This is a genomic window from Kaistella sp. (assembly GCF_032060305.1).
Taxonomy (GTDB): domain Bacteria; phylum Bacteroidota; class Bacteroidia; order Flavobacteriales; family Weeksellaceae; genus Kaistella; species Kaistella yananensis.
This window is the reverse complement of sequence record NZ_DAMBHK010000022.1, coordinates 1-19,150: the sequence shown is the minus strand read 5'-3', so window position 1 is coordinate 19,150 and position 19,150 is coordinate 1. Positions and strand designations below refer to the sequence as shown.

Below are 19,150 nucleotides of genomic sequence, written 5' to 3'. Positions count from 1 at the left end.
AAAATCTTTCCAGGTGAAATTATTGTCTTTGGTTTCCGGTGCAGAAGAAAGAAGTACATATCTCAAAACGTCCTGCTGTCCAGGGAATTCTTCAACATATTCGTGTGCCCAGACTGCCCAGTTTCGGGAAGTTGAAATTTTATCGTTTTCAAGGTTTAAAAACTCAAACGCCGGAACATTGGTTGGCATAATATAATCGCCGTGAGCTTTCATCATCGCTGGGAAAATTATACAGTGGAAAACGATATTGTCTTTGCCGATGAAGTGTACAAGGTCGGAATTTTCATTCTGCCAATAGTCTTTCCAGTTTTTGCCGTTTTTTTCTGCCCATTCCTGTGTGAAAGAAATATATCCAATCGGTGCATCAAACCAAACATAAAGTACTTTCCCATCAGCATCCGGCAATGGAACGGGAACGCCCCAATTGAGGTCTCTGGTCATTGCGCGAGGTTTCAGTCCATCGTTTAACCAGGATTTTACCTGTCCGTAAACGTTGGTTTTCCAGTCGTCTTTATGACCTTCAATAATCCATTCGTTCAGGAAGTTTTCGTACTCATTTAATGGGAGGTACCAGTTTTTTGTTTCTTTTAGCACTGGAATGTTTCCGCTTAACATCGATTTCGGGTTGATAAGTTCAGAGGGCGAAAGGGTAGCGCCACATTTTTCGCACTGGTCACCGTACGCACCGTCGTTGCCGCAATTCGGGCAGGTTCCCACGATATATCGGTCTGCAAGAAATTCATTTGCCTGTTCGTCGAAATACTGTTCGGAAATTTCTTCTGTGAATTTTCCCTTATTATATAGGGTGGAGAAAAAATCCTGGCTTACTTCGTAATGTTTTTTAGAAGTTGTTCTGGAGTATTCGTCGAAGGAGATTCCGAGATCACTGAAAGATTTTTTAATGATTTCGTGGTATTTGTCTACAATATCCTGCGGCGTTACTCCCTCTTTTTTTGCGCGGATTGTGATCGGAATGCCGTGTTCATCGGATCCGCAGATAAAAGCGACCTCTTTTTCGAGTCTTCTCTGAAATCTGGCGTAAACATCGGCAGGAATATAAACTCCGGCCAGGTGGCCAATATGTACTGGGCCGTTTGCGTAAGGCAAAGCCGCTGTAATCATCTTTCTCTCTGACATATTCTTCTAATAATTTGTGCAAAGATACGCGATATCCACTTTAATTGAAAATATTGGTGCCTGATTGCATAATCGGAAAAGTGGTGAAGGTATTAGATAAACACATGTTTAACTTTCTGTTAAAGTTCAAAGTCTCATTAGTGAGACAATAGAACTGTTAAATCACAATGAATCAACTGTTTAATAAAAGTGTGATCTGTTAATATATGATAAATCTCACATATAATTAACTATTTTATGATAATTTTAATAATAATTGAAATTTTGTTTAAATTGCAGTGCTTCTTCAATGGAGAAGAGATGTATTGAATATTAATCCTTAAATTTTATTTTTGTGAGAAACTATACTAAAGTTTTGAAAATTGCGCCGGCTTTTTTATTGGCGGGCACAATGTTACACGCACAAACTACGGATTCGGTTAAAACTGCCGATATCGAGCAGGTTGTATTAATTGGATATGGAAAGCAGAAGAAAACTGACCTTACCGGATCTATTGCTTCTATTTCGTCCAAAGACTTCAACGCGGGAGCTACCTCTGCAGACCAGTTAATACAAGGGAAAGCACCGGGTGTTACCATTACAGGAAACGGAGGTAATCCGGGTGCAGGTTCTACAATTAGAATCAGGGGAGGAGCTTCGCTTACGGCGAGCAACGATCCTTTAATCGTTGTAGATGGTTTACCGATGGATTTCGGCGGTGTTTCCGGAGCCTCAAACGCATTGGCTTTGATTAACCCGAATGACATTGAGTCTTTCAGTGTTTTGAAAGATGCTTCTGCAGCAGCAATTTACGGAAACAGAGCTTCGAATGGGGTTATTTTGATCACTACAAAAAAAGGTTCTGCAGGAAGACTGAAAGTTAATTTTTCTACATCGGCATCGGTTTCTACTAAAATGGGAAATCAGGATGTATTGACCGCTGATGAATTCAGACAATATGTATTGGAAAATGCTACCCAGCAAAAGTACATCGATATGCTAGGTACGTCCGACACTAATTGGCAAGATGAAATTTACCAAACTGCTTGGGGAACCGATAATAACGTATCCTTAGCTGGTGGTATTAAAAAATTGCCTTATCGCCTGTCATTAGGATATACGGAGCAAAATGGTTTGGTGAAAACCAACGAATTTAGAAGAACTTCAGTAGGATTAAATTTGACTCCGAAATTCTTTGATAATCATTTATCCGTTACAGCATCCTTCAAAGGATCAATGACAGAAAACCGATTCAATGCGGGAGTTATTGGAGCTGCACAACTAATGGATCCAACCCAATCTGTTCGTGATTATTCAGCGCAAGGAGATCAGGTAGGAAACTATTGGGAATGGTTCTTGCCAAACGGAGCTCTTAACGTAAACGCTACAAGTAACCCAATTGCTTCATTGGAAGCTAGAAGAGATGTTTCAACTGTATTCAGAGGGATTGCTGGTTTGCAATTGGATTATAAATTCCACTTTTTACCAGATTTACACTGGAATATCAACTTGGGATATGATCATCAAAATGGTACAGGTGCAGTAACTGAATATGCAGGATACAGAAGCACTTTCTTTAACCTTGGAACACGTAGAGATTATACTCAGGAAAAAACCAATAAATTATTAGAAACGTACTTGAATTATGTGAAAGAAATTTCTGCGATCAATACCAAACTGGACTTGATGGCGGGTTATTCTTATCAGAAATTCAATGATAAAGTGCCGGGAGCTTTCACTTACAACGGTGATCCATCGTATGATGCTTCTGCACCTTCGAGAGATTATGAAGGAAATTTGGTACTGTTAGGTTTCTATGGTAGAGGTATTTTCACTATTGCAGACAAATATATCTTAACAGGTTCTGTGAGAAGAGATGCGTCATCAAGATTCTACAACGGTACTGATTTAAAAAATAACTGGGGAACCTTTATGTCTTTTTCCGGAGCATGGAAAATTAAGAGCGAAAACTTCCTAAAAGACGTGAATGCAGTTTCCGATTTGAAACTAAGAGGAGGTTGGGGAGAAACTGGACAACAGGAAGTTGGAAGTTATTATAACTCCTTTGCATCTTATAATGTATCTGAGGCAACTGCACAATACGGTTTCGGTGATCAGTTCTATTTAATGTATCGTCCGACGCAGTATAACCCAAATTTGACATGGGAAACTACAGCAACCGTGAATGCGGGATTGGATTACGGATTCTGGAATAACAGAATTACCGGTTCTATCGATTGGTTTAAAAAGAAAACTTCTGATCTGCAAGCAAGAGTACAAGTGCCTGCCGGAGAATTCAGTAATACCAACATTAAAAATATCGGGAAAATGGAAACGGATGGTATTGAATTCCTTATCAATGTAATTCCTGTGAAAAAAGAAAACTTCACCTGGGAATTTAGCGTTAATGCATCTCATTACAAACCAACTATTACTCATTTTGATGATGTAGCACCAAATTACGTCATCCAGCAAGGTGGTATTTCCGGAGGTACTGGAAATACAGTACAGGCACATGTGGTAGGAAATACGCCATTCAGTTTCTGGTTGTATCAGCAAGTTTATGACAATAGTGGGAAACCATTGGATGGGGTATATGTTGACAGAAACGGAGATGGAAAGATTGATACTAACGATAAATATCTGTATAAATCAACAACTCCAGATGCAACTTTAGGATTCTCTACCAAAATCAATTACAAAAATTGGGATCTTTCAACCTCTTTGAGAGCGGTTTTAGGAAACTATGTTTATAACAACTTCGCATCACAATCGAATGTACTAAGTATTGCTAACAACGATTTTTTAATGAACTTGTCATCTCTTACTGCTCAGTATGGATTCAAAACTCCACAATATTGGAGCGATATCTTTGTAGAAGATGCTTCTTTCCTAAGAATGGACAACCTTACTTTGGGATATAATTTTGGTGATATTTTCAATAAAGGAAGCAACCTTCGAGTATATGGTATGGCTCAGAATGTTTTCGTAATCACTGATTATTCAGGTGTAGATCCTGAAATTTTCGGAAATATCGATAACGGATTCTATCAAAGACCTAAAGTATATTCATTAGGATTAAACTTTCAATTTTAATAATTTAAGAAAATGAAAAATTTTAAAATAACAAAAAATACGATAGCTGCGGCACTTTTAGGACTTACCCTTACTGCAACTTCATGTGTAAATGATTTAAGACAAGAGCCAATTACAGAAGTTACCGCAGCGAGTTTGTATAAAGATTTCGGAAATTATAAGAATCTTTTGGCAAAATTATACGGAGGTTTGGCTGTTGGAGGTCAATCCGGAGGTGATGGTAATGGAGATATTGCAGATATCGATGGTGGATTTTCCAATTATATGCGTTTGCTGTATACTCTTCAGGTAATCACAACTGATGAAGCGGTAATCGGTTGGAATGATGGTTCTTTGCACGAATTCCACAAAATGATCTGGACTCCGTCAAACGAATTCAGCAATGCAATGTATTATCGTTTATATACCGAAATCGCCTTCTGTAATGAGTTTATTAAAAACACAACCGACGAGAAATTAAACCAAAACGGAATTTCAGGAGCAAACCTTGATGAAGCGAAAGCGATGAGAGCTGAAGCTCAATTCCTTAGAGCACAAGCTTATTATCACTTGTTGGATCTTTATGGAAACGTGCCTTTCGTAGATGAAACTACCTTTGGTAGCGTGCCGCAACAAATGAAAAGGGCTGAACTTTTTACGTATGTTGAAAATCAGTTGAAAGAAGCGGAGGCGGGATTGAAAGATCCAAAAACCAACGAATACGGAAGAGCGGATAAAGCTGCTGCATGGTCTTTGTTGGCAAGATTATATCTAAACGCAAAAGTGTACAGCGGAACAGAAAGATATGCTGATGTAATCACTTATACTGAGAAAGTAATTTCTGCAGGATATAGCTTGAAGCAAACTATCGTACAAGTTCCAAATGAATCTACCCCAGATCCGAATGATACAATGCCGAAGAACATAAGCTACGAAAGCTTATTCCTGGCGGATAACCACGTGAACAACCCAGAGAATATTTTCTCTATTGTTTATGATGGCGCCAAAACCCAAACCAATGGTGGAACCACTTTCCTTGTGCATGCTGCAATCGGAGGGGATATGGTAGCCGCAGATTTCGGCGTGAATGGTGGATGGGGAGGTTTAAGAACCACTAAAGCTTTCGTTCAGAAATTTGAAAGTAGTGATAAAAGAGGTCGTTTCTATACTGATGGACAGACTTTAGAAATCAATGATTTAGGAAACTTTAATGACGGTTATGCTTTCATTAAATATAAAAACCTTAAGAGCGATGGTACACCAGGAATTCACGATAACTGGGTTGAAACAGATTTGCCAGTTTACCGTTTAGCAGATGTGTATTTGATGTATGCTGAAGCAGTTCTAAGAGGCGGTGGCGGAAATATGGCTACAGCACTTGGATATGTAAATGCCTTGCGAACCCGAGCAAGTGCTTCTGCGGTGTCTGTTCTTAATTTAGATTTTATTCTTGATGAGCGTTCCAGAGAATTGTCTTGGGAAATGACCAGAAGAACCGACCTTATTCGATTTGGTAAATTTACTTCATCTGATTATTTATGGCCTTGGAAAGGAAATGTAAAAGATGGAATCGCTGTAGGAGAATACAGAAATTTATTCCCAATTCCAACGAACGATTTGGTAGTAAACCCGAATCTTGTACAAAATCCTGGCTACTAATTATTTAATTTACAAGAAATGAAAAATAATATCTTTAAAAATTTTATACTTGCGGCAACCGTAATTCTTGGGCTTAGTTCTTGCGAAGACAGAGAATTGATTACCATAGAGCCAGAATCTGCCCCAATTGTGATGGATCTTTCAACGCAAAATCTGGTTTTGGATCCTAATTTCCCATCTAATCCGGCGATCACCGTAAGCTGGGATCCAGCTAAATTCAACGTGCCTGTAGAAACCAAATACAGTGTAGAAATTAGTGCAACGGAAGGTTTTGAAACCAAAGAAGTCGTAGGTTCTACCACTCAATCCGTTACTCATCTTTCTTTTTCGAACGTACAGATGAATAATGCTGCAAAGAAAATCGGTTTCGTACCGGGCGTTGCACAGAAAATGTACTTCAGAGTTGTCTCTTTTATTGGTGTTAATGATTATGAGCAAATTTCTAATGTTACCAGTTTGATGATTACTCCGTATTTAGCAGCACCAATTTACAATTTTGTAGATCTTTATCTGGTCGGTGATGCTACAGCAGCAGCTTGGGATAACAATGCGGATAACAAAAATCTATTGCCTCTACTGAAAACTGCTGAGGATAATCAATATACTTTCACCGGATTCTTCAAACAGGGAGGTTTCAAAATGATTAAAGTTAAAGGATCTTGGGATGCACAATTCGGTTTAGGTGCAGCAGCAGGAATGTTGAGTACTGACGGCGGTTCCGGAAATATCCCGGTTGCTGCTGATGGTTACTACAAACTTACTGTGAATACTGCAGATCTTACGTACACATTTGAGCCAGCTACTGTTTCTACTACCACTTACGCTAATGTTTCGATTATCGGAAATGTAAATGGAAATTGGGATACCGATACCCAATTAACACAGTCAACTTTTGATCCACATGTTTGGTCTATACACTCGGTATTTCTTAAAGAAGGTGAATTTAAGTTCAGAGCTAATAATGCGTGGGATGTAAGTTGGGGAACTAACGCTGCATTCTTCGGAACTGCAGTACAGGGAGGAGATAATATTCCTTTAGGAGCTGAATGGACTTATGATGTGTATTTCAATGATGCAACAGGAGCTTACACCATTATTCCGGTGGAGTAATGTTGATTCCTATAATTTTTAATAAAAATTTTATGAAAAATATATTTAAATATTTATTAGTAGCATTGGTGTCAGCTTTTGTTTTCACCTCCTGCGACCGAAGTGCAGATAGAGACTGGATAACTCCGGAACCGTCATTTACCTTGTATAATACCACTTTGGGAGCTGCAGTTTTGTATCCTACAATGGAAAATAACCCTTTCGTATTAAGATGGGACAACTCTAAAACTACTGGAGGTACTTATTCTGTTGTTATTTCCAATACTGAAGATTTCGCAACGAAAGTAGAATTGGGTACTTCCACTTCCAATACCTTCACTACGACCATCGGTGAACTGAATACTGCAATGTTGCAAGCTGGTCTTTCTCCTTATTCTTCGCAAAATGCTTATATAAGAGTGGAGACTGGCGCTGAAGTATCGAATGCCATTAGTTTTATGGTAACTCCTTATCCATCTGAAAAACCGGTAATCAAAAATCCTACTGCAGGTCAATTGGTTACTTTGAATGCTGAAGCTCCATTAGCAACTGCTACAACCATTCTATGGTCAGATTATTCTTACGGAGTTGCTGTTGAATACAAAGTAGAACTTGCGGCTGCAGGATCATCAAACTTCCAATTATTAGGAACTACTACCGATGAAACTCAGTTAGCTGTTACTAATTATACCTTGAATGATATCGCAATCAAAGCAGGACTTCCTGTGAATGTAGCATCTTCTGTTGATATTCGCGTTACTGCAACTACTACTTCAACGGGTGGTACTATTACAAAAACTTCAGATGTTGTTACCTTTAAAGTTGCACCTTATCAACCAGCGTTTGTAGATTTCTATCTTGTAGGAGGTGGTACAGCAGTGGGCTGGAATGCTTCTGGAGCACAGTTGTTGAAACAAACTGAAGAAGTTTCTGAAATTTATACCTACCTTGAACAGGACGGAGAATTCAGATTTTTGGGTCAGCAGGACTGGGGTCCAACTAACTACAGTTTAAACGCTTCAGGAATTAACGATTCTTATAAGTATTTTAATACTTGGTCAACTAATTTGGAACCTTCAGGAAACGAAAACATGAAGTTTATCGGTAACTCAGGAATGTATAAAATTACCATCAATCAAAACTCAAGAGACATCACTGTTACGCCATCATCAGTACCTACTTTGCCAACCAATGTTTATTTGGTAGGTTCAATTCAGGGATGGAATGCCAGTGCAGCGATCGAAATGACTCAGGTTGGCGATGGTGTTTTTGAGCACACAATTGTAATTCCGGATGGTGCTGAATTCAAATTCCTTGGTCAGCAGGACTGGTCTGGGATGGAGTGGGGAAATATCCATACTGGTGGAAACTCTGGTTTCTTAGGACCGAATGGTGACAATAACAACATCCAATACAATGGAGGTGGAAATACCTATGTGATTACCGCTAACATAAAACTGGGAATTTATAAAGTTACCCCTCAATAAATTTAATTCCCCGGAATTTTTAAAAAAACTGTTGCTTTTCGGCAGCAGTTTTTTGTTTTTAAAAGGCGCAATTGATTGCTCAAAAAGTTGGTTATTACTCACATTTTTTCTAAATTTATTGATTCGAAAATTATTGTATGAAAAATATAAAAATATCTGCGCTTTTCCTGCTGATGGGAAGTTTCGCACTTAACGCACAGTCTTTAAAATCTCCCGACGGAAAATTTGAAATGAATTTTCAACTCAAAAGCGGAGTGCCTTATTACAATCTTAAATATCAGGGGAAAACCGTGGTTGAAGATTCAAAATTAGGATTAAGACTGTTGAGAGACGGCGACATTCAGTTTGCCTCGGAAATAGAAAACAAAGACCAGAAAGGTAAAAATCTCGACAGCGGATTTACCAAAACCGCTGAAAAATTTGATTCCAAAAATGAAACCTGGGATCCGATTATGGGCGAGAAAAAATCCTACATCAACCATTATAACGAACTGGCTGTAACTTTAAATCAGGATGCAAACGACAGACATATTATTGTGAAATTCAGGTTGTTTAATGATGGTTTAGGTTTTAGATATGAGTTCCCCGAGCAGAAAAACCTTAATTATTTTATCATCAGAGAAGAAGATTCCGAAATCGATCTTCCAACCGATATGAAAGCCTGGTGGCTTGCCGGAGATTACGATTCGCAGGAATATCAGACTCAAACCTCGAATCTTTCGGAAGTTCCTGCAAAATGGCCAACTTCCTACGACGGAAATGCATCACAGTCTTTAATTAAAAATGCGGTTCAAACGCCTTTAATGCTCAAAAAAGAAGGAAAAGACCAGCTGTATGTGAATATTTCTGAGGCTGCTGTGATTAATTATCCGGCTTCCAATCTGGAACTTGATGCTGCGAATTTCAAATTTAAAACACATTTAACTCCTGACGCGCAGGGTGCGAAAGGGTATATTCAGACCCCGGCGGTTTCCCCGTGGAGAACCATCATTGTTTCGCCAAAAGCGGAAGAAGTTCTGGCTTCGAAAATGATTTTCAACCTGAACGAACCTACGGAATATAAGGATACTTCGTACATCAAACCCACAAAATACATGGGCGTTTGGTGGGAAATGATCATCGGTAAATCGAACTGGTCGTATTCTACCGCCAACAATGTTCACATCGGAAAAACCGATTTTTCTAAACTTACCCCGAACGGAAAACACGCGGCGAACAATACCAAAGTTAAAGAATACATTGATTTCGCTTCTGCTCACGGTTTTGATGCGCTTCTTATTGAAGGCTGGAATGCAGGTTGGGAAGACTGGTTCGGTCACAGCAAAGAATTTGTTTTCGATTTCATTACGCCTTATCCGGATTTCGATATCAAAATGCTGAACGATTATGCCCATTCCAAAGGGATGAAACTCATGATGCACCACGAAACTTCCGGCTCGGCCACCAACTACGAAAGATGGGCCGACAAAGCTTTCCAGCTGATGAACAAATACGATTACCCCTCTGTGAAAACCGGTTATGTCGGAAATATCATTCCGCGTGGCGAGCATCATTACTCACAGTGGACGATTAACCATTACTTAAGAATCGCAGAGAAGGCCAACGAATACAAAATCATGGTCAACTCGCACGAATCTGTTCGTCCGACAGGTTTAAGCAGAACCTATCCAAACTGGATCGCCGCTGAAGCCGCACGTGGAACAGAATTCGAAGCATTTGGCGGAAATAATCCCGATCACCAGACCATTCTTCCGTTTACCAGATTTATGGGCGGCCCGATGGATTATACCCCGGGAATCTTCCAGACTAAACTGGATTATTATTTCCCCGGAGATAAAAGATTTGTAAAAACCACGCTTGTGAAGCAGCTTGCACTATATGTTGTAATGTATTCTCCGCTCCAGATGGCGGCAGATTTACCCGAAAATTACGCCCGGCATATGGATGCATTCCAGTTCATCAAAGACGTTGCGGTAGATTGGGATGATACTAAAATCCTTTCGGCAGAACCCGGAGATTATATCCACACTGCAAGAAAAGCAAAAGGCAAAGACGAGTGGTATATCGGCGGAATTACCGACGAAAATGCAAGAAACTACACTGTAGATTTTTCTTTCCTACCGAAAGGTAAAAAGTACGAAGCCACCGTATATGCCGATGGCGACAATGCTGATTATATCAACAATCCGCAATCCTACAAAATCTATAAAAAAACCGTAACCAGTTCATCGAAACTACCGATGAAGCTTGCAAGAAGCGGTGGATACGCCATTTCTGTGAAACCGGTAAAATAAATCATTAGAAACGGGCTTCAGCCCGTTTTTTTAAGAACTAAACCAAAGGCTTTAGCCAAAATTTAAAATGAAGAACTATATTTCAGTATTTTTTATCCTCGTTTTTTCTTTCTCATCTGCCCAAATCCAGAAAGTGGAGCCCGCCTTCTGGTGGAAAGGAATGAAAAACCCGGAACTTCAGATTTTAGTTTACGGGAAAGATATTTCAAAATATTCTGTAGAATTATCCGACAATGTTCAGGTCATAAATCTCACAAAAACCGAAAATCCCAATTATGTTTTTATTACCGTAAATACCAACGAAATCAATACTTCTTCCTTTAAAATTCATCTTAAAGAAAAGAATAAAGTAAGATATTCTTACAATTACGAACTTAAAAACAGAAAGCCTGGTTCCGCTGACCGAAATTCATTCACCTCGAAAGATGTAATGTATCTCATCATGCCAGACCGGTTTGCAAACGGTGACCCTTCTAACGATTCACAGAAAAACCTCACCGATAAACTCAACCGCGATGCACCAAACGGAAGACACGGCGGCGATTTGCGGGGAATCATCAACAATCTGGATTATCTGAAAAATCTCGGCGCAACGGCACTTTGGCTTACTCCGGCAAACGAAGACAATGAGAAGCAGACTTCTTATCACGGGTACGCCCAAACCGATTTATACAAAATCGACGGACGCTACGGTACCAACGAAGAATATCTTGAACTTTCGCGCGAACTCCAGAAACGCGGCATGATGCTTATTCAGGATTATGTGACCAACCACTGGGGAATTTCGCACTGGCTCATTCAGGATTTACCGACCAAAGACTGGATTCATCAGTTCCCGGACGGTGAAGGAAAATATGGTTTCAAGCGATCCAATTACCGAACCACTTCGCAGTTTGATACCAACGTGGCAGATACCGATAAAAAAGAAGCGCTCAACGGTTGGTTTGATACCACAATGCCTGATTTAAATCAAAGCAATCCTTTGGTTCTGAAATATTTAACCCAAAACGCCATTTGGTGGATTGAATATGCCGAACTTGGCGGGCTGCGCGTGGATACCTATCCTTACAACGATAAAGTGGCCATGGCAAAATGGGCCAAAGCGATTACCGACGAATATCCGAAATTCAATATTGTGGGAGAAGCCTGGATGTATAATCCTGCGCATGTTTCCTACTGGCAGAAAGATTCAAAAATCGGTGAGATCGATGGTTACAACTCGAATCTTCCTTCCGTTATGGATTTTACACTTTATACCGATCTGCCTTCAGCACTGAAAGAAGAAGACAGCTGGGACAAGGGAATGATTAAAATTTACAATTCCTTCGGAAACGATTTTCTGTATCCGGACATCAACAACATCCTAGTATTCTTTGAAAACCACGATACGGAAAGATTCAACGAAATCTTTAAAGGCGATTCGCGTTACTACAAAATGGCTTTAACTTTGATTTCAACCGTTCGAGGAATTCCGCAGATTTATTACGGCTCCGAAATCGGAATGCGTGGCGAAAAATCAAAAGGCGATGCCGATATCCGAAGAGATTTCCCCGGCGGCTGGAAAGGTGATCCACAAAATGCCTTCAATCCTCAGACGCGCACGGCAGAGCAGAAAGATTTTCATGATTTTACCCAAAAGATGCTGAACTGGCGAAAAGGAAAAGACGTGATCCACACCGGAAAAACAAAACATTATATGCCGAAAGAAAAGGTATATGTCTATTTCCGTTACAACGAAAAGGAGAAAGTTATGGTCGTGATTAACAATAACCAAAAAGAACAGACTCTTGATCTGAACCGCTTCACCGAGTCTTTAGATGGAGTTTCTGCAGGAAAGGATATCATCTCCGGAAAAGATTTTGTGGTAAATTCAAAAAATAAATTGACGGTTTCAGGAAAATCTTCTTTAATTTTAGAATTGAAATAATCTTACGCCGCTGTAAGTTTATAAACCATGATTATGAAAAAACTAAATTTTATCGCAGTCCTAATGCTGTTTTTTACTTTTTCACTAACGCTTTCAGCCCAAAATAAAGGCTTTTACGAAAATGTGCAGAAGAAAAACATCAGCAAAGTTCTCGACGATCTCAATACTTTCGCTGCAACCGCCGATTACAAAAATTATTTCGATCTGTTTGCGGAAGAATCCACGTTCATCGGTACCGACGCCACCGAAGTCTGGAACAAAAAAGAATTTATGGCTTGGGCAAAACCTTTTTTCGACAAAGGCAAAGCCTGGAATTTTACTTCCCTGAAAAGAAGCATCACTTTCAGCAAAGACGGAACTTATGCATGGTTTGATGAGGTTTTGGATACCCAGATGAAAATCTGCCGCGGTTCCGGCGTCCTGGAAAAAATTGGTGGCAAATGGAAAATCCGGCAGTATGTTTTATCCACCACAGTTCCTAATGAGGTCATCGATGAGGTAGTGAAAATAAAAACGCCAATCGAGGACGCATTAATTTCAGAATTAAAGAAAAATTAAATATTCCTATTCATTAAGTTATGGCTAAAAAAATAAAACCCAACCTCAGTATCGCTCAGATTATCAATATGAGTATGGGGTTTCTCGGCATCCAAATGGCATTTGGCCTGCAGAACGGAAACGCGAGCAGAATTCTCGCCAACCTCGGCGCTGATGTGCACCAACTTTCCTGGTTCTGGCTCGTAGCACCCATTACCGGCTTAATCGTTCAGCCCATTATCGGCCATATGGGCGATAATACCTGGAGCCCGCTCGGAAGAAGAAAACCCTATTTCCTTATCGGTGCGGTTTTGTGCGCCATCGGTTTGGTTCTTTTACCAAACGCGGCTTCTGTAACCCATCTCATCGCAGCCAATGTATTGCTGTTGGCCGTAATCTTCCTTGCCATGATGGATTTTTCCGTGAATATTGCCATGGAACCTTTCCGTGCTCTGGTAGGAGATATGCTTCCGAAACATCAGGGAACGCTGGGTTTCTCTATCCAGACGATTTTAATAGGTATCGGCGCAGTCATCGGTTCCGAAATGCCGAACTGGCTCACCAAGATGGGCGTTTCTAATGTAGCGGCTGAAGGTTATGTAGCCAATAATGTAATCTATGCCTTTTATATAGGTGCAGCTGTTTTAATTGCCTCTATTTTATACACCATTTTTACGACGAGAGAATACTCACCAAAGGAATTTGCTGAGTTCGAGGGCCGGGAAGAAGGTACGGAACACCGTTCCAAGTTTTCGGATATGTTTAAGGATTTTGCGAACATCCCACCACTGATGAAAAAATTGGGTGCCGTGCAGTTTTTCTCCTGGTTTGCTTTGTTTACCATGTGGGTATTTACCACCAGTGCTCTGGCTACCCATCATTTCGGACTTTCTCCCGAAGATACGCAGTCTGCGGAATTTAATAAAGCAGGCGATTTAACCGGACATTTGTTTGGGCTTTATAACTTATTTGCGATTCCGTTTGCATTTTTATTAACGCCTATTGCAAAAGCCATCGGAAAGAAACAGACCCATGCATTAGCTTTACTCTCGGGAGGTTTGGGCTTAATATCCATGTTTTTTATTAAAGATACCGGTATGCTTTGGATTTCCATGATCGGGCTGGGATTTGCCTGGGCCAGTATTCTGGCAATGCCTTATGCAATGCTCATCGATGCCATTCCGCAGAGAAAAATGGGCGTTTATATGGGGATTTTCAACTTTTTCATTGTAATTCCTCAGATTTTCAACGGCATATTCGGCGGGCCTATCGTTAAAAATCTTTTCGGCAACATGTCCATCGATTATATTGTGGTAGGCGGGTTTTGTCTGGTAATTGCTGCAGCCGTAACCATGTTTTTAATTAAAGGTGAAGGCAAAGATTCAGATAAAGAACTGGAAGAAGAAATCCAGCAGGTGCATTTTTAATTCAGATTTCTAAATTTAAAATAGAATTCCGTCATATTTAATTTGACGGAATTTTTATTTTAAATTCAGACGCTGTTCAATAAAATTTTTCAGCGCCGGAAGTTCACTCTCGTCAATTTCTTTTACAGATGTAAGTAGCGTAACGGTTTTGTGTTTTTTAATTTCCTTTAAAAACGTTTCGGTTTCAGGATTTTCCGAAAGCTCTTTCAAATACTTTTTACTGAATTTCTTAAAATCAATCTCTTTTCCGTGATACAATTTCCGGAGTTGGGTAGAAGGAGCAATGTCTCTTGCCCACCAGTTGATTGCGGCTTTTTCTTTGCTCATTCCCCTCGGCCACAACCGGTCTGCTAAAATCCGAAAGCCATCATCTTTTGCAGGGTTTTCATAACTTCTTTTTTCTGTGATTTTCATATCCGGTTTTTATCAAAGTTAATAACTTATCTTATATCAATATTTCAGCCGTTCAGTTGTTCTATTTTTGCATCAACAAACCAATAAAAATATTAAAATGAAAACAGTTTATCATAAAGCAGACACCAGAGGTTTCGCCGATCATGGCTGGTTGAAATCCCATCATACCTTCAGTTTCGCCAATTACTATAATCCGGAAAGAATGAATTTCGGGGTTTTACGGGTTTTGAATGACGATCAGGTCGCTTCCGGAATGGGTTTCGGAACGCATCCTCACCGCGATATGGAAATTATTTCGATTCCGCTGGAAGGCGATCTTGAACATAAAGATTCCATGGGAACTTCTGCGGTGATCAGAAAAGGAGAAATTCAGGTCATGAGCGCCGGAACCGGTATAATGCACAGCGAATACAACAAAAACAAAGATGAGCTTGTAAAATTTCTGCAGATTTGGATAATTCCAAACAAGATGAATGTTAGCCCGCGATATGACCAGATCAGCATCAAAGAAAACGAAAAAATCAACGATTTTCAGCAGATTCTTTCTCCAAATCCCGATGACGAAGGTGTTTGGATTCATCAGAATGCCTGGTTTAATCTGGCGAAGTTTGAAAAAGGAAATGCCAAAGAGTACAAAATGCACCAGCCAGGAAACGGTGTTTATGTGTTCGTGCTGAAAGGTTCAGCGAAAATCGGCAATCAGATTTTAGGAACAAGAGACGGTTTTGGAATCTGGGAAACGGATAAATTTACACTTGAAGCTTTGGAAGATTCCGAAATCTTACTAATGGAAGTTCCAATGGAATTATAATTGATAACCTTTATTAAAATCAACAATAAATTATGAAAATATTAGCTTTTGCCGGAAGCAATTCCGAAGTATCTATCAATAAAAAACTCGTGACTTTTGCCGCTTCATTCTTCCCCGATGATAATGTCGAAATTCTGGATCTTAACGATTTTGAAATGCCGATTTACAAGCATGAAAGAGAACTGGAAAACGGAATTCCGCAGCTGGCAAAAGATTTTGCATCGAAAATCGACAGCAGTGATCTTATTTTGATGTCTCTTGCGGAACATAATTCTGTCTATTCTGCGGCTTTTAAAAATGTCTCCGATTGGGTTTCCAGAATCAAAGACCGCAAACATTTCGGTGATAAACCCATCTTCCTGATGGCAACAGCTCCAGGTAACGGTGGCGGAAAAAATGTCATAGAAGTGTTCCTGAAACGTGCTCCTTTCAGTGGAGCTAATGTGATTGCTTATTTTTCGCTGCCTAATTTTAAAGAACGCTTTGAAGAAGGCCAAGGAATTACTGATGAAGAGAAAAAAGCAGAATTCCATGAAAAATTAGAAGCCGTGAAAGCACATTTTTCATAAATACAGCCTTACACATTCATCACAAAAAAAGAGCAGTCATCAAGGCTGCTCTTTTATTATAATTCAAAGAAGATTATTTCTTCACCATGGCATACACTTTTTTGCCACCCAACACAAGTGGAACCATAATTAAGCCGGCAACCATTCCATAAAGAAACTGTTTGGCCATCTCAGGAACCTTCGGTAAAAAGTGATGCAGCGTATCGATATTATGGTCGAAAATTCCACCCGATACAAGGATTAACGCAATCGTTCCCACAACGCCTAGGATTTTAATAACAATGGGTAACGCCTTCACCAGAATTTCGCCCAGACTGTTAAAAAATCCTTTTTCATTTGATCTCCTGATGAGTTTATAACCCGCATCATCCATCCTTACAATAAGCGCCACAATTCCATAAACGCCTACCGTTGCAATGATCGAGACAATTGAAACCGTGATGATCTGTATCAGGAGACTCTTATCCAGAACTGTTCCCAGAGCAATAATTACAATCTCGATCGATAGAATAAAATCGGTGGTAATGGCAGATTTTACTTTTGCAGCTTCAGCTTTTTCGCCATCCATTGAAGGTTCTTCCACTTCTTTTATGACTTCCTGCCCTTTTTTCTGGCGGTGGAAGAGATATTCAATAATTTTTTCCACACCCTCATACGCCAGATACAGGCCGCCCAAAATTAAAATAAACTTTATTGCGGGGGGATACACAACCTGAAGTAAAAAAGCAATGGGCACAATAATCAGTTTGTTGATAAACGAGCCCTTCATGATTTTTAAAAGCACGGGAATTTCTCTTGAAGAAAGAAATCCGGTCGCCTTTTCGGCATTCACTGCCAGGTCATCGCCCAAAATTCCTGCGGTCTGTTTGGTCGCAATTTTAGATGTTACTGCTACATCATCCATCAAAGCTGCAATATCATCCAGAATTGCAAAAAAACCTGAAGCCATATTTTTGTTTTAAGTTCAGACAAAAATAACCATTTGAATCAATATATACGCTTTTACTATAGTCAAAATCTGCTTTTTTTCACCAATGATTTTTTAAATTCATTTTAAAATCTTATTTTCGCAGAACAAAATTTTTACACTTTGAAACCGCAGAGATTACATTCCCCAAAAGAAAAATTCCAAGTTCTGGAAGTGAAATCTTCGCCGAAATAAATTAATTATGAGCCGACGTCTGAATGATTGTCGGCTTTTTTTATCATTAAACTTCAAACCGCTTATCTTAAATTATATCATGAGCAATACCTATAAATCCGCCGGAGTAGACAAAGAAGAAGGCTACAAAACAGTTGATAAAATTAAAACTGCAGTTGCTGAAACCCATAACAAAAATGTACTGAACAACCTGGGTAGTTTCGGCGCGTTTTACCAGATTGCAGGTTACAAAAATCCTGTGCTTGTAAGCGGTACGGACGGTGTTGGGACCAAACTGAAAGTTGCCCTGGATTCAAAAAAATACGATTCAATTGGGGTAGACTGTTTTGCGATGTGTGCCAACGATATCTTATGTCACGGCGCAAAACCCCTTTTCTTCCTAGATTATTTAGCGTGTGGAAAACTCGATTCCGAAATTGCGGCAGAAATCGTAATGGGAATGGTGAACGCCTGCAAAGACAATGAGTGCGCACTTATCGGCGGTGAAACAGCAGAAATGCCGGGAATGTACAAACCTGGCGATTACGATGTTGCCGGATTCTGTGTCGGTATCGTCGAAAAAGATGAAATTATCGACGGCTCGAAAATTAAAAACGGACATAAAATTATCGCACTGCCCAGTTCCGGTTTCCACAGCAACGGATTTTCTTTGGTGAGAAAAATTTTCCCTGATTTTAATGAGGAATTTGAAGGTAAACCGCTTTACGAAACACTTCTTGTCCCTACAAGATTGTACTATAAACCTATTCACAGATTACTGGAAGAAATTGAAGTTTCCGGTATTGCACACATTACCGGCGGCGGTCTTATCGAAAATGTGCCGAGAATTTTAGGCGACGGCCTCCGTGCAACAATTGATACTGCTAAAATTAAAATTCCAAGCGTAATGCTGGAGCTGGAGAAAAGAGGAAATATTGACAGAATGGAAATGTTCGGAACGTTCAATATGGGAGTGGGAATGGTAATCGTTGTGAACGAAAAACACGCAGAAAAAGTGCTGGATCTTCTGGATGACGCCTATATAATCGGTGAAATTACTGAAGGTACAGAAAAAATAGTATTGAATTAATAACTGCAGCATCTCCATGAAAAATATGGTTGTTTTGGTTTCGGGCGGCGGAACCAATCTGCAGAGAATCATCAACTGCACTGAAAACGGGGAAATTCCAAACGCTGAAATCACGATGGTGGTTGCAGACCGTGAATGTTTTGCACTGCAGCGCGCAGAAAAACACGGGATTAAAAATATTGTGATAAAAAGAGGAAAAGATTTCTCGGAAAAACTGTCCGACATACTTCCCGAAAATACCGATCTTATTGTTCTTGCAGGATTTTTATCCATTTTAAGTAAAGAGTTCTGCGAGCGTTTTTCAGGAAAAATTATCAATATTCATCCGGCATTGCTGCCTAAATTTGGCGGAAAGGGAATGTGGGGGCATCATGTTCACGAAGCAGTTTTAAAAACCGGAGAAAAAGAAAGCGGTGCAACAGTACATTTTGTGACATCGGGAATTGATGAAGGAAAAATTATCCTTCAAAAATCATTTGAAATTTCACCTGATGAAACGGTTGAAAGTTTGGC

The 19,150-nt window shown here is 39.7% G+C and carries 15 protein-coding genes; 12 read left to right on the top strand and 3 right to left on the bottom strand.

The features are described 5' to 3' along the window. A partial coding sequence (metG, locus tag V5N63_RS04830; protein ID WP_332033036.1) for a methionine--tRNA ligase occupies nucleotides 1-1,137 on the bottom strand: 1,137 nt, incomplete at its 3' end. A 334-nt stretch (nucleotides 1,138-1,471) separates the two neighbouring features. Between metG and V5N63_RS04825 the strand changes: the two genes are divergently transcribed. From V5N63_RS04825 to V5N63_RS04790, 8 genes are all read left to right on the top strand, one after another. Continuing rightward, complete coding sequence (locus tag V5N63_RS04825; RefSeq protein ID WP_332033035.1) at nucleotides 1,472-4,213, top strand: SusC/RagA family TonB-linked outer membrane protein; 2,742 nt, start codon at nucleotides 1,472-1,474, stop codon at nucleotides 4,211-4,213. Nucleotides 4,214-4,225: 12 nt separating this feature from the next. Next, entirely contained in the window at nucleotides 4,226-5,851 is a 1,626-nt protein-coding gene (locus V5N63_RS04820) for a RagB/SusD family nutrient uptake outer membrane protein (protein ID WP_332033034.1), read from the top strand. A gap of 18 nt (nucleotides 5,852-5,869) precedes the next feature. Continuing rightward, nucleotides 5,870-6,961: a SusF/SusE family outer membrane protein gene (locus tag V5N63_RS04815; RefSeq protein ID WP_332033033.1), complete on the top strand. Its 1,092-nt coding sequence runs from the start codon at nucleotides 5,870-5,872 to the stop codon at nucleotides 6,959-6,961. A gap of 32 nt (nucleotides 6,962-6,993) precedes the next feature. Beyond that, nucleotides 6,994-8,427 carry a SusE domain-containing protein gene (locus tag V5N63_RS04810; RefSeq protein ID WP_332033032.1) on the top strand — a complete coding sequence of 478 codons (1,434 nt, stop codon included), beginning with the start codon at nucleotides 6,994-6,996 and terminating at the stop codon, nucleotides 8,425-8,427. Between the two features lie 137 nt (nucleotides 8,428-8,564). Then, on the top strand, nucleotides 8,565-10,721 hold the full coding sequence (locus V5N63_RS04805) for a glycoside hydrolase family 97 protein (protein WP_332033031.1): 2,157 nt from the start codon (nucleotides 8,565-8,567) through the stop codon (nucleotides 10,719-10,721). A gap of 67 nt (nucleotides 10,722-10,788) precedes the next feature. Then, complete coding sequence (locus V5N63_RS04800) at nucleotides 10,789-12,648, top strand: glycoside hydrolase family 13 protein (protein WP_332033030.1); 1,860 nt, start codon at nucleotides 10,789-10,791, stop codon at nucleotides 12,646-12,648. 33 nt (nucleotides 12,649-12,681) lie between these two features. Continuing rightward, nucleotides 12,682-13,206 carry a nuclear transport factor 2 family protein gene (locus tag V5N63_RS04795; RefSeq protein WP_332033029.1) on the top strand — a complete coding sequence of 175 codons (525 nt, stop codon included), beginning with the start codon at nucleotides 12,682-12,684 and terminating at the stop codon, nucleotides 13,204-13,206. 20 nt (nucleotides 13,207-13,226) lie between these two features. Further along, the gene (locus tag V5N63_RS04790) at nucleotides 13,227-14,612 is read left to right on the top strand and encodes an MFS transporter (RefSeq protein WP_332033028.1); all 1,386 of its coding nucleotides are present in this window, start codon (nucleotides 13,227-13,229) and stop codon (nucleotides 14,610-14,612) included. A gap of 54 nt (nucleotides 14,613-14,666) precedes the next feature. Here the strand turns inward: V5N63_RS04790 and V5N63_RS04785 are convergent, their stop codons facing one another. Then, nucleotides 14,667-15,026, bottom strand: coding sequence for a DUF488 domain-containing protein (locus tag V5N63_RS04785; protein ID WP_332033027.1), 360 nt, complete (start codon nucleotides 15,024-15,026; stop codon nucleotides 14,667-14,669). Nucleotides 15,027-15,123: 97 nt separating this feature from the next. Between V5N63_RS04785 and V5N63_RS04780 the strand changes: the two genes are divergently transcribed. Together V5N63_RS04780 and V5N63_RS04775 are read left to right on the top strand one after the other, a co-directional pair. Continuing rightward, on the top strand, nucleotides 15,124-15,837 hold the full coding sequence (locus V5N63_RS04780) for a pirin family protein (protein WP_332033026.1): 714 nt from the start codon (nucleotides 15,124-15,126) through the stop codon (nucleotides 15,835-15,837). Between the two features lie 32 nt (nucleotides 15,838-15,869). Further along, nucleotides 15,870-16,406 (top strand): NADPH-dependent FMN reductase, encoded by a 537-nt coding sequence (locus V5N63_RS04775; protein ID WP_332033025.1) that lies wholly within the window; start codon nucleotides 15,870-15,872, stop codon nucleotides 16,404-16,406. Nucleotides 16,407-16,479: 73 nt separating this feature from the next. Here V5N63_RS04775 and V5N63_RS04770 read toward each other — a convergent pair whose 3' ends face one another. Then, the gene (locus V5N63_RS04770; RefSeq protein WP_332033024.1) at nucleotides 16,480-17,355 is read right to left on the bottom strand and encodes a DUF808 family protein; all 876 of its coding nucleotides are present in this window, start codon (nucleotides 17,353-17,355) and stop codon (nucleotides 16,480-16,482) included. Nucleotides 17,356-17,647: 292 nt separating this feature from the next. Between V5N63_RS04770 and purM the strand changes: the two genes are divergently transcribed. Together purM and purN are read left to right on the top strand one after the other, a co-directional pair. Beyond that, nucleotides 17,648-18,637, top strand: coding sequence for a phosphoribosylformylglycinamidine cyclo-ligase (gene purM / locus V5N63_RS04765; RefSeq protein ID WP_332033023.1), 990 nt, complete (start codon nucleotides 17,648-17,650; stop codon nucleotides 18,635-18,637). A gap of 16 nt (nucleotides 18,638-18,653) precedes the next feature. Next, on the top strand, nucleotides 18,654-19,150 hold a 497-nt coding region (gene purN / locus V5N63_RS04760), incomplete at its 3' end, for a phosphoribosylglycinamide formyltransferase (RefSeq protein WP_332033022.1).

Excerpts from the sequence above, each read along its gene's own strand:
- V5N63_RS04820 (WP_332033034.1), top strand. The coding sequence starts at position 4,226 with ATGAAAAATTTTAAAATAACAAAAAATACGATAGCTGCGGCACTTTTA.
- V5N63_RS04815 (WP_332033033.1), top strand. The coding sequence starts at position 5,870 with ATGAAAAATAATATCTTTAAAAATTTTATACTTGCGGCAACCGTAATT.
- V5N63_RS04810 (WP_332033032.1), top strand. The coding sequence starts at position 6,994 with ATGAAAAATATATTTAAATATTTATTAGTAGCATTGGTGTCAGCTTTT.
- V5N63_RS04805 (WP_332033031.1), top strand. The coding sequence starts at position 8,565 with ATGAAAAATATAAAAATATCTGCGCTTTTCCTGCTGATGGGAAGTTTC.
- V5N63_RS04800 (WP_332033030.1), top strand. The coding sequence starts at position 10,789 with ATGAAGAACTATATTTCAGTATTTTTTATCCTCGTTTTTTCTTTCTCA.
- V5N63_RS04795 (WP_332033029.1), top strand. The coding sequence starts at position 12,682 with ATGAAAAAACTAAATTTTATCGCAGTCCTAATGCTGTTTTTTACTTTT.
- V5N63_RS04790 (WP_332033028.1), top strand. The coding sequence starts at position 13,227 with ATGGCTAAAAAAATAAAACCCAACCTCAGTATCGCTCAGATTATCAAT.
- V5N63_RS04785 (WP_332033027.1), bottom strand. The coding sequence starts at position 15,026 with ATGAAAATCACAGAAAAAAGAAGTTATGAAAACCCTGCAAAAGATGAT.
- V5N63_RS04780 (WP_332033026.1), top strand. The coding sequence starts at position 15,124 with ATGAAAACAGTTTATCATAAAGCAGACACCAGAGGTTTCGCCGATCAT.
- V5N63_RS04775 (WP_332033025.1), top strand. The coding sequence starts at position 15,870 with ATGAAAATATTAGCTTTTGCCGGAAGCAATTCCGAAGTATCTATCAAT.
- V5N63_RS04770 (WP_332033024.1), bottom strand. The coding sequence starts at position 17,355 with ATGGCTTCAGGTTTTTTTGCAATTCTGGATGATATTGCAGCTTTGATG.
- purM (WP_332033023.1), top strand. The coding sequence starts at position 17,648 with ATGAGCAATACCTATAAATCCGCCGGAGTAGACAAAGAAGAAGGCTAC.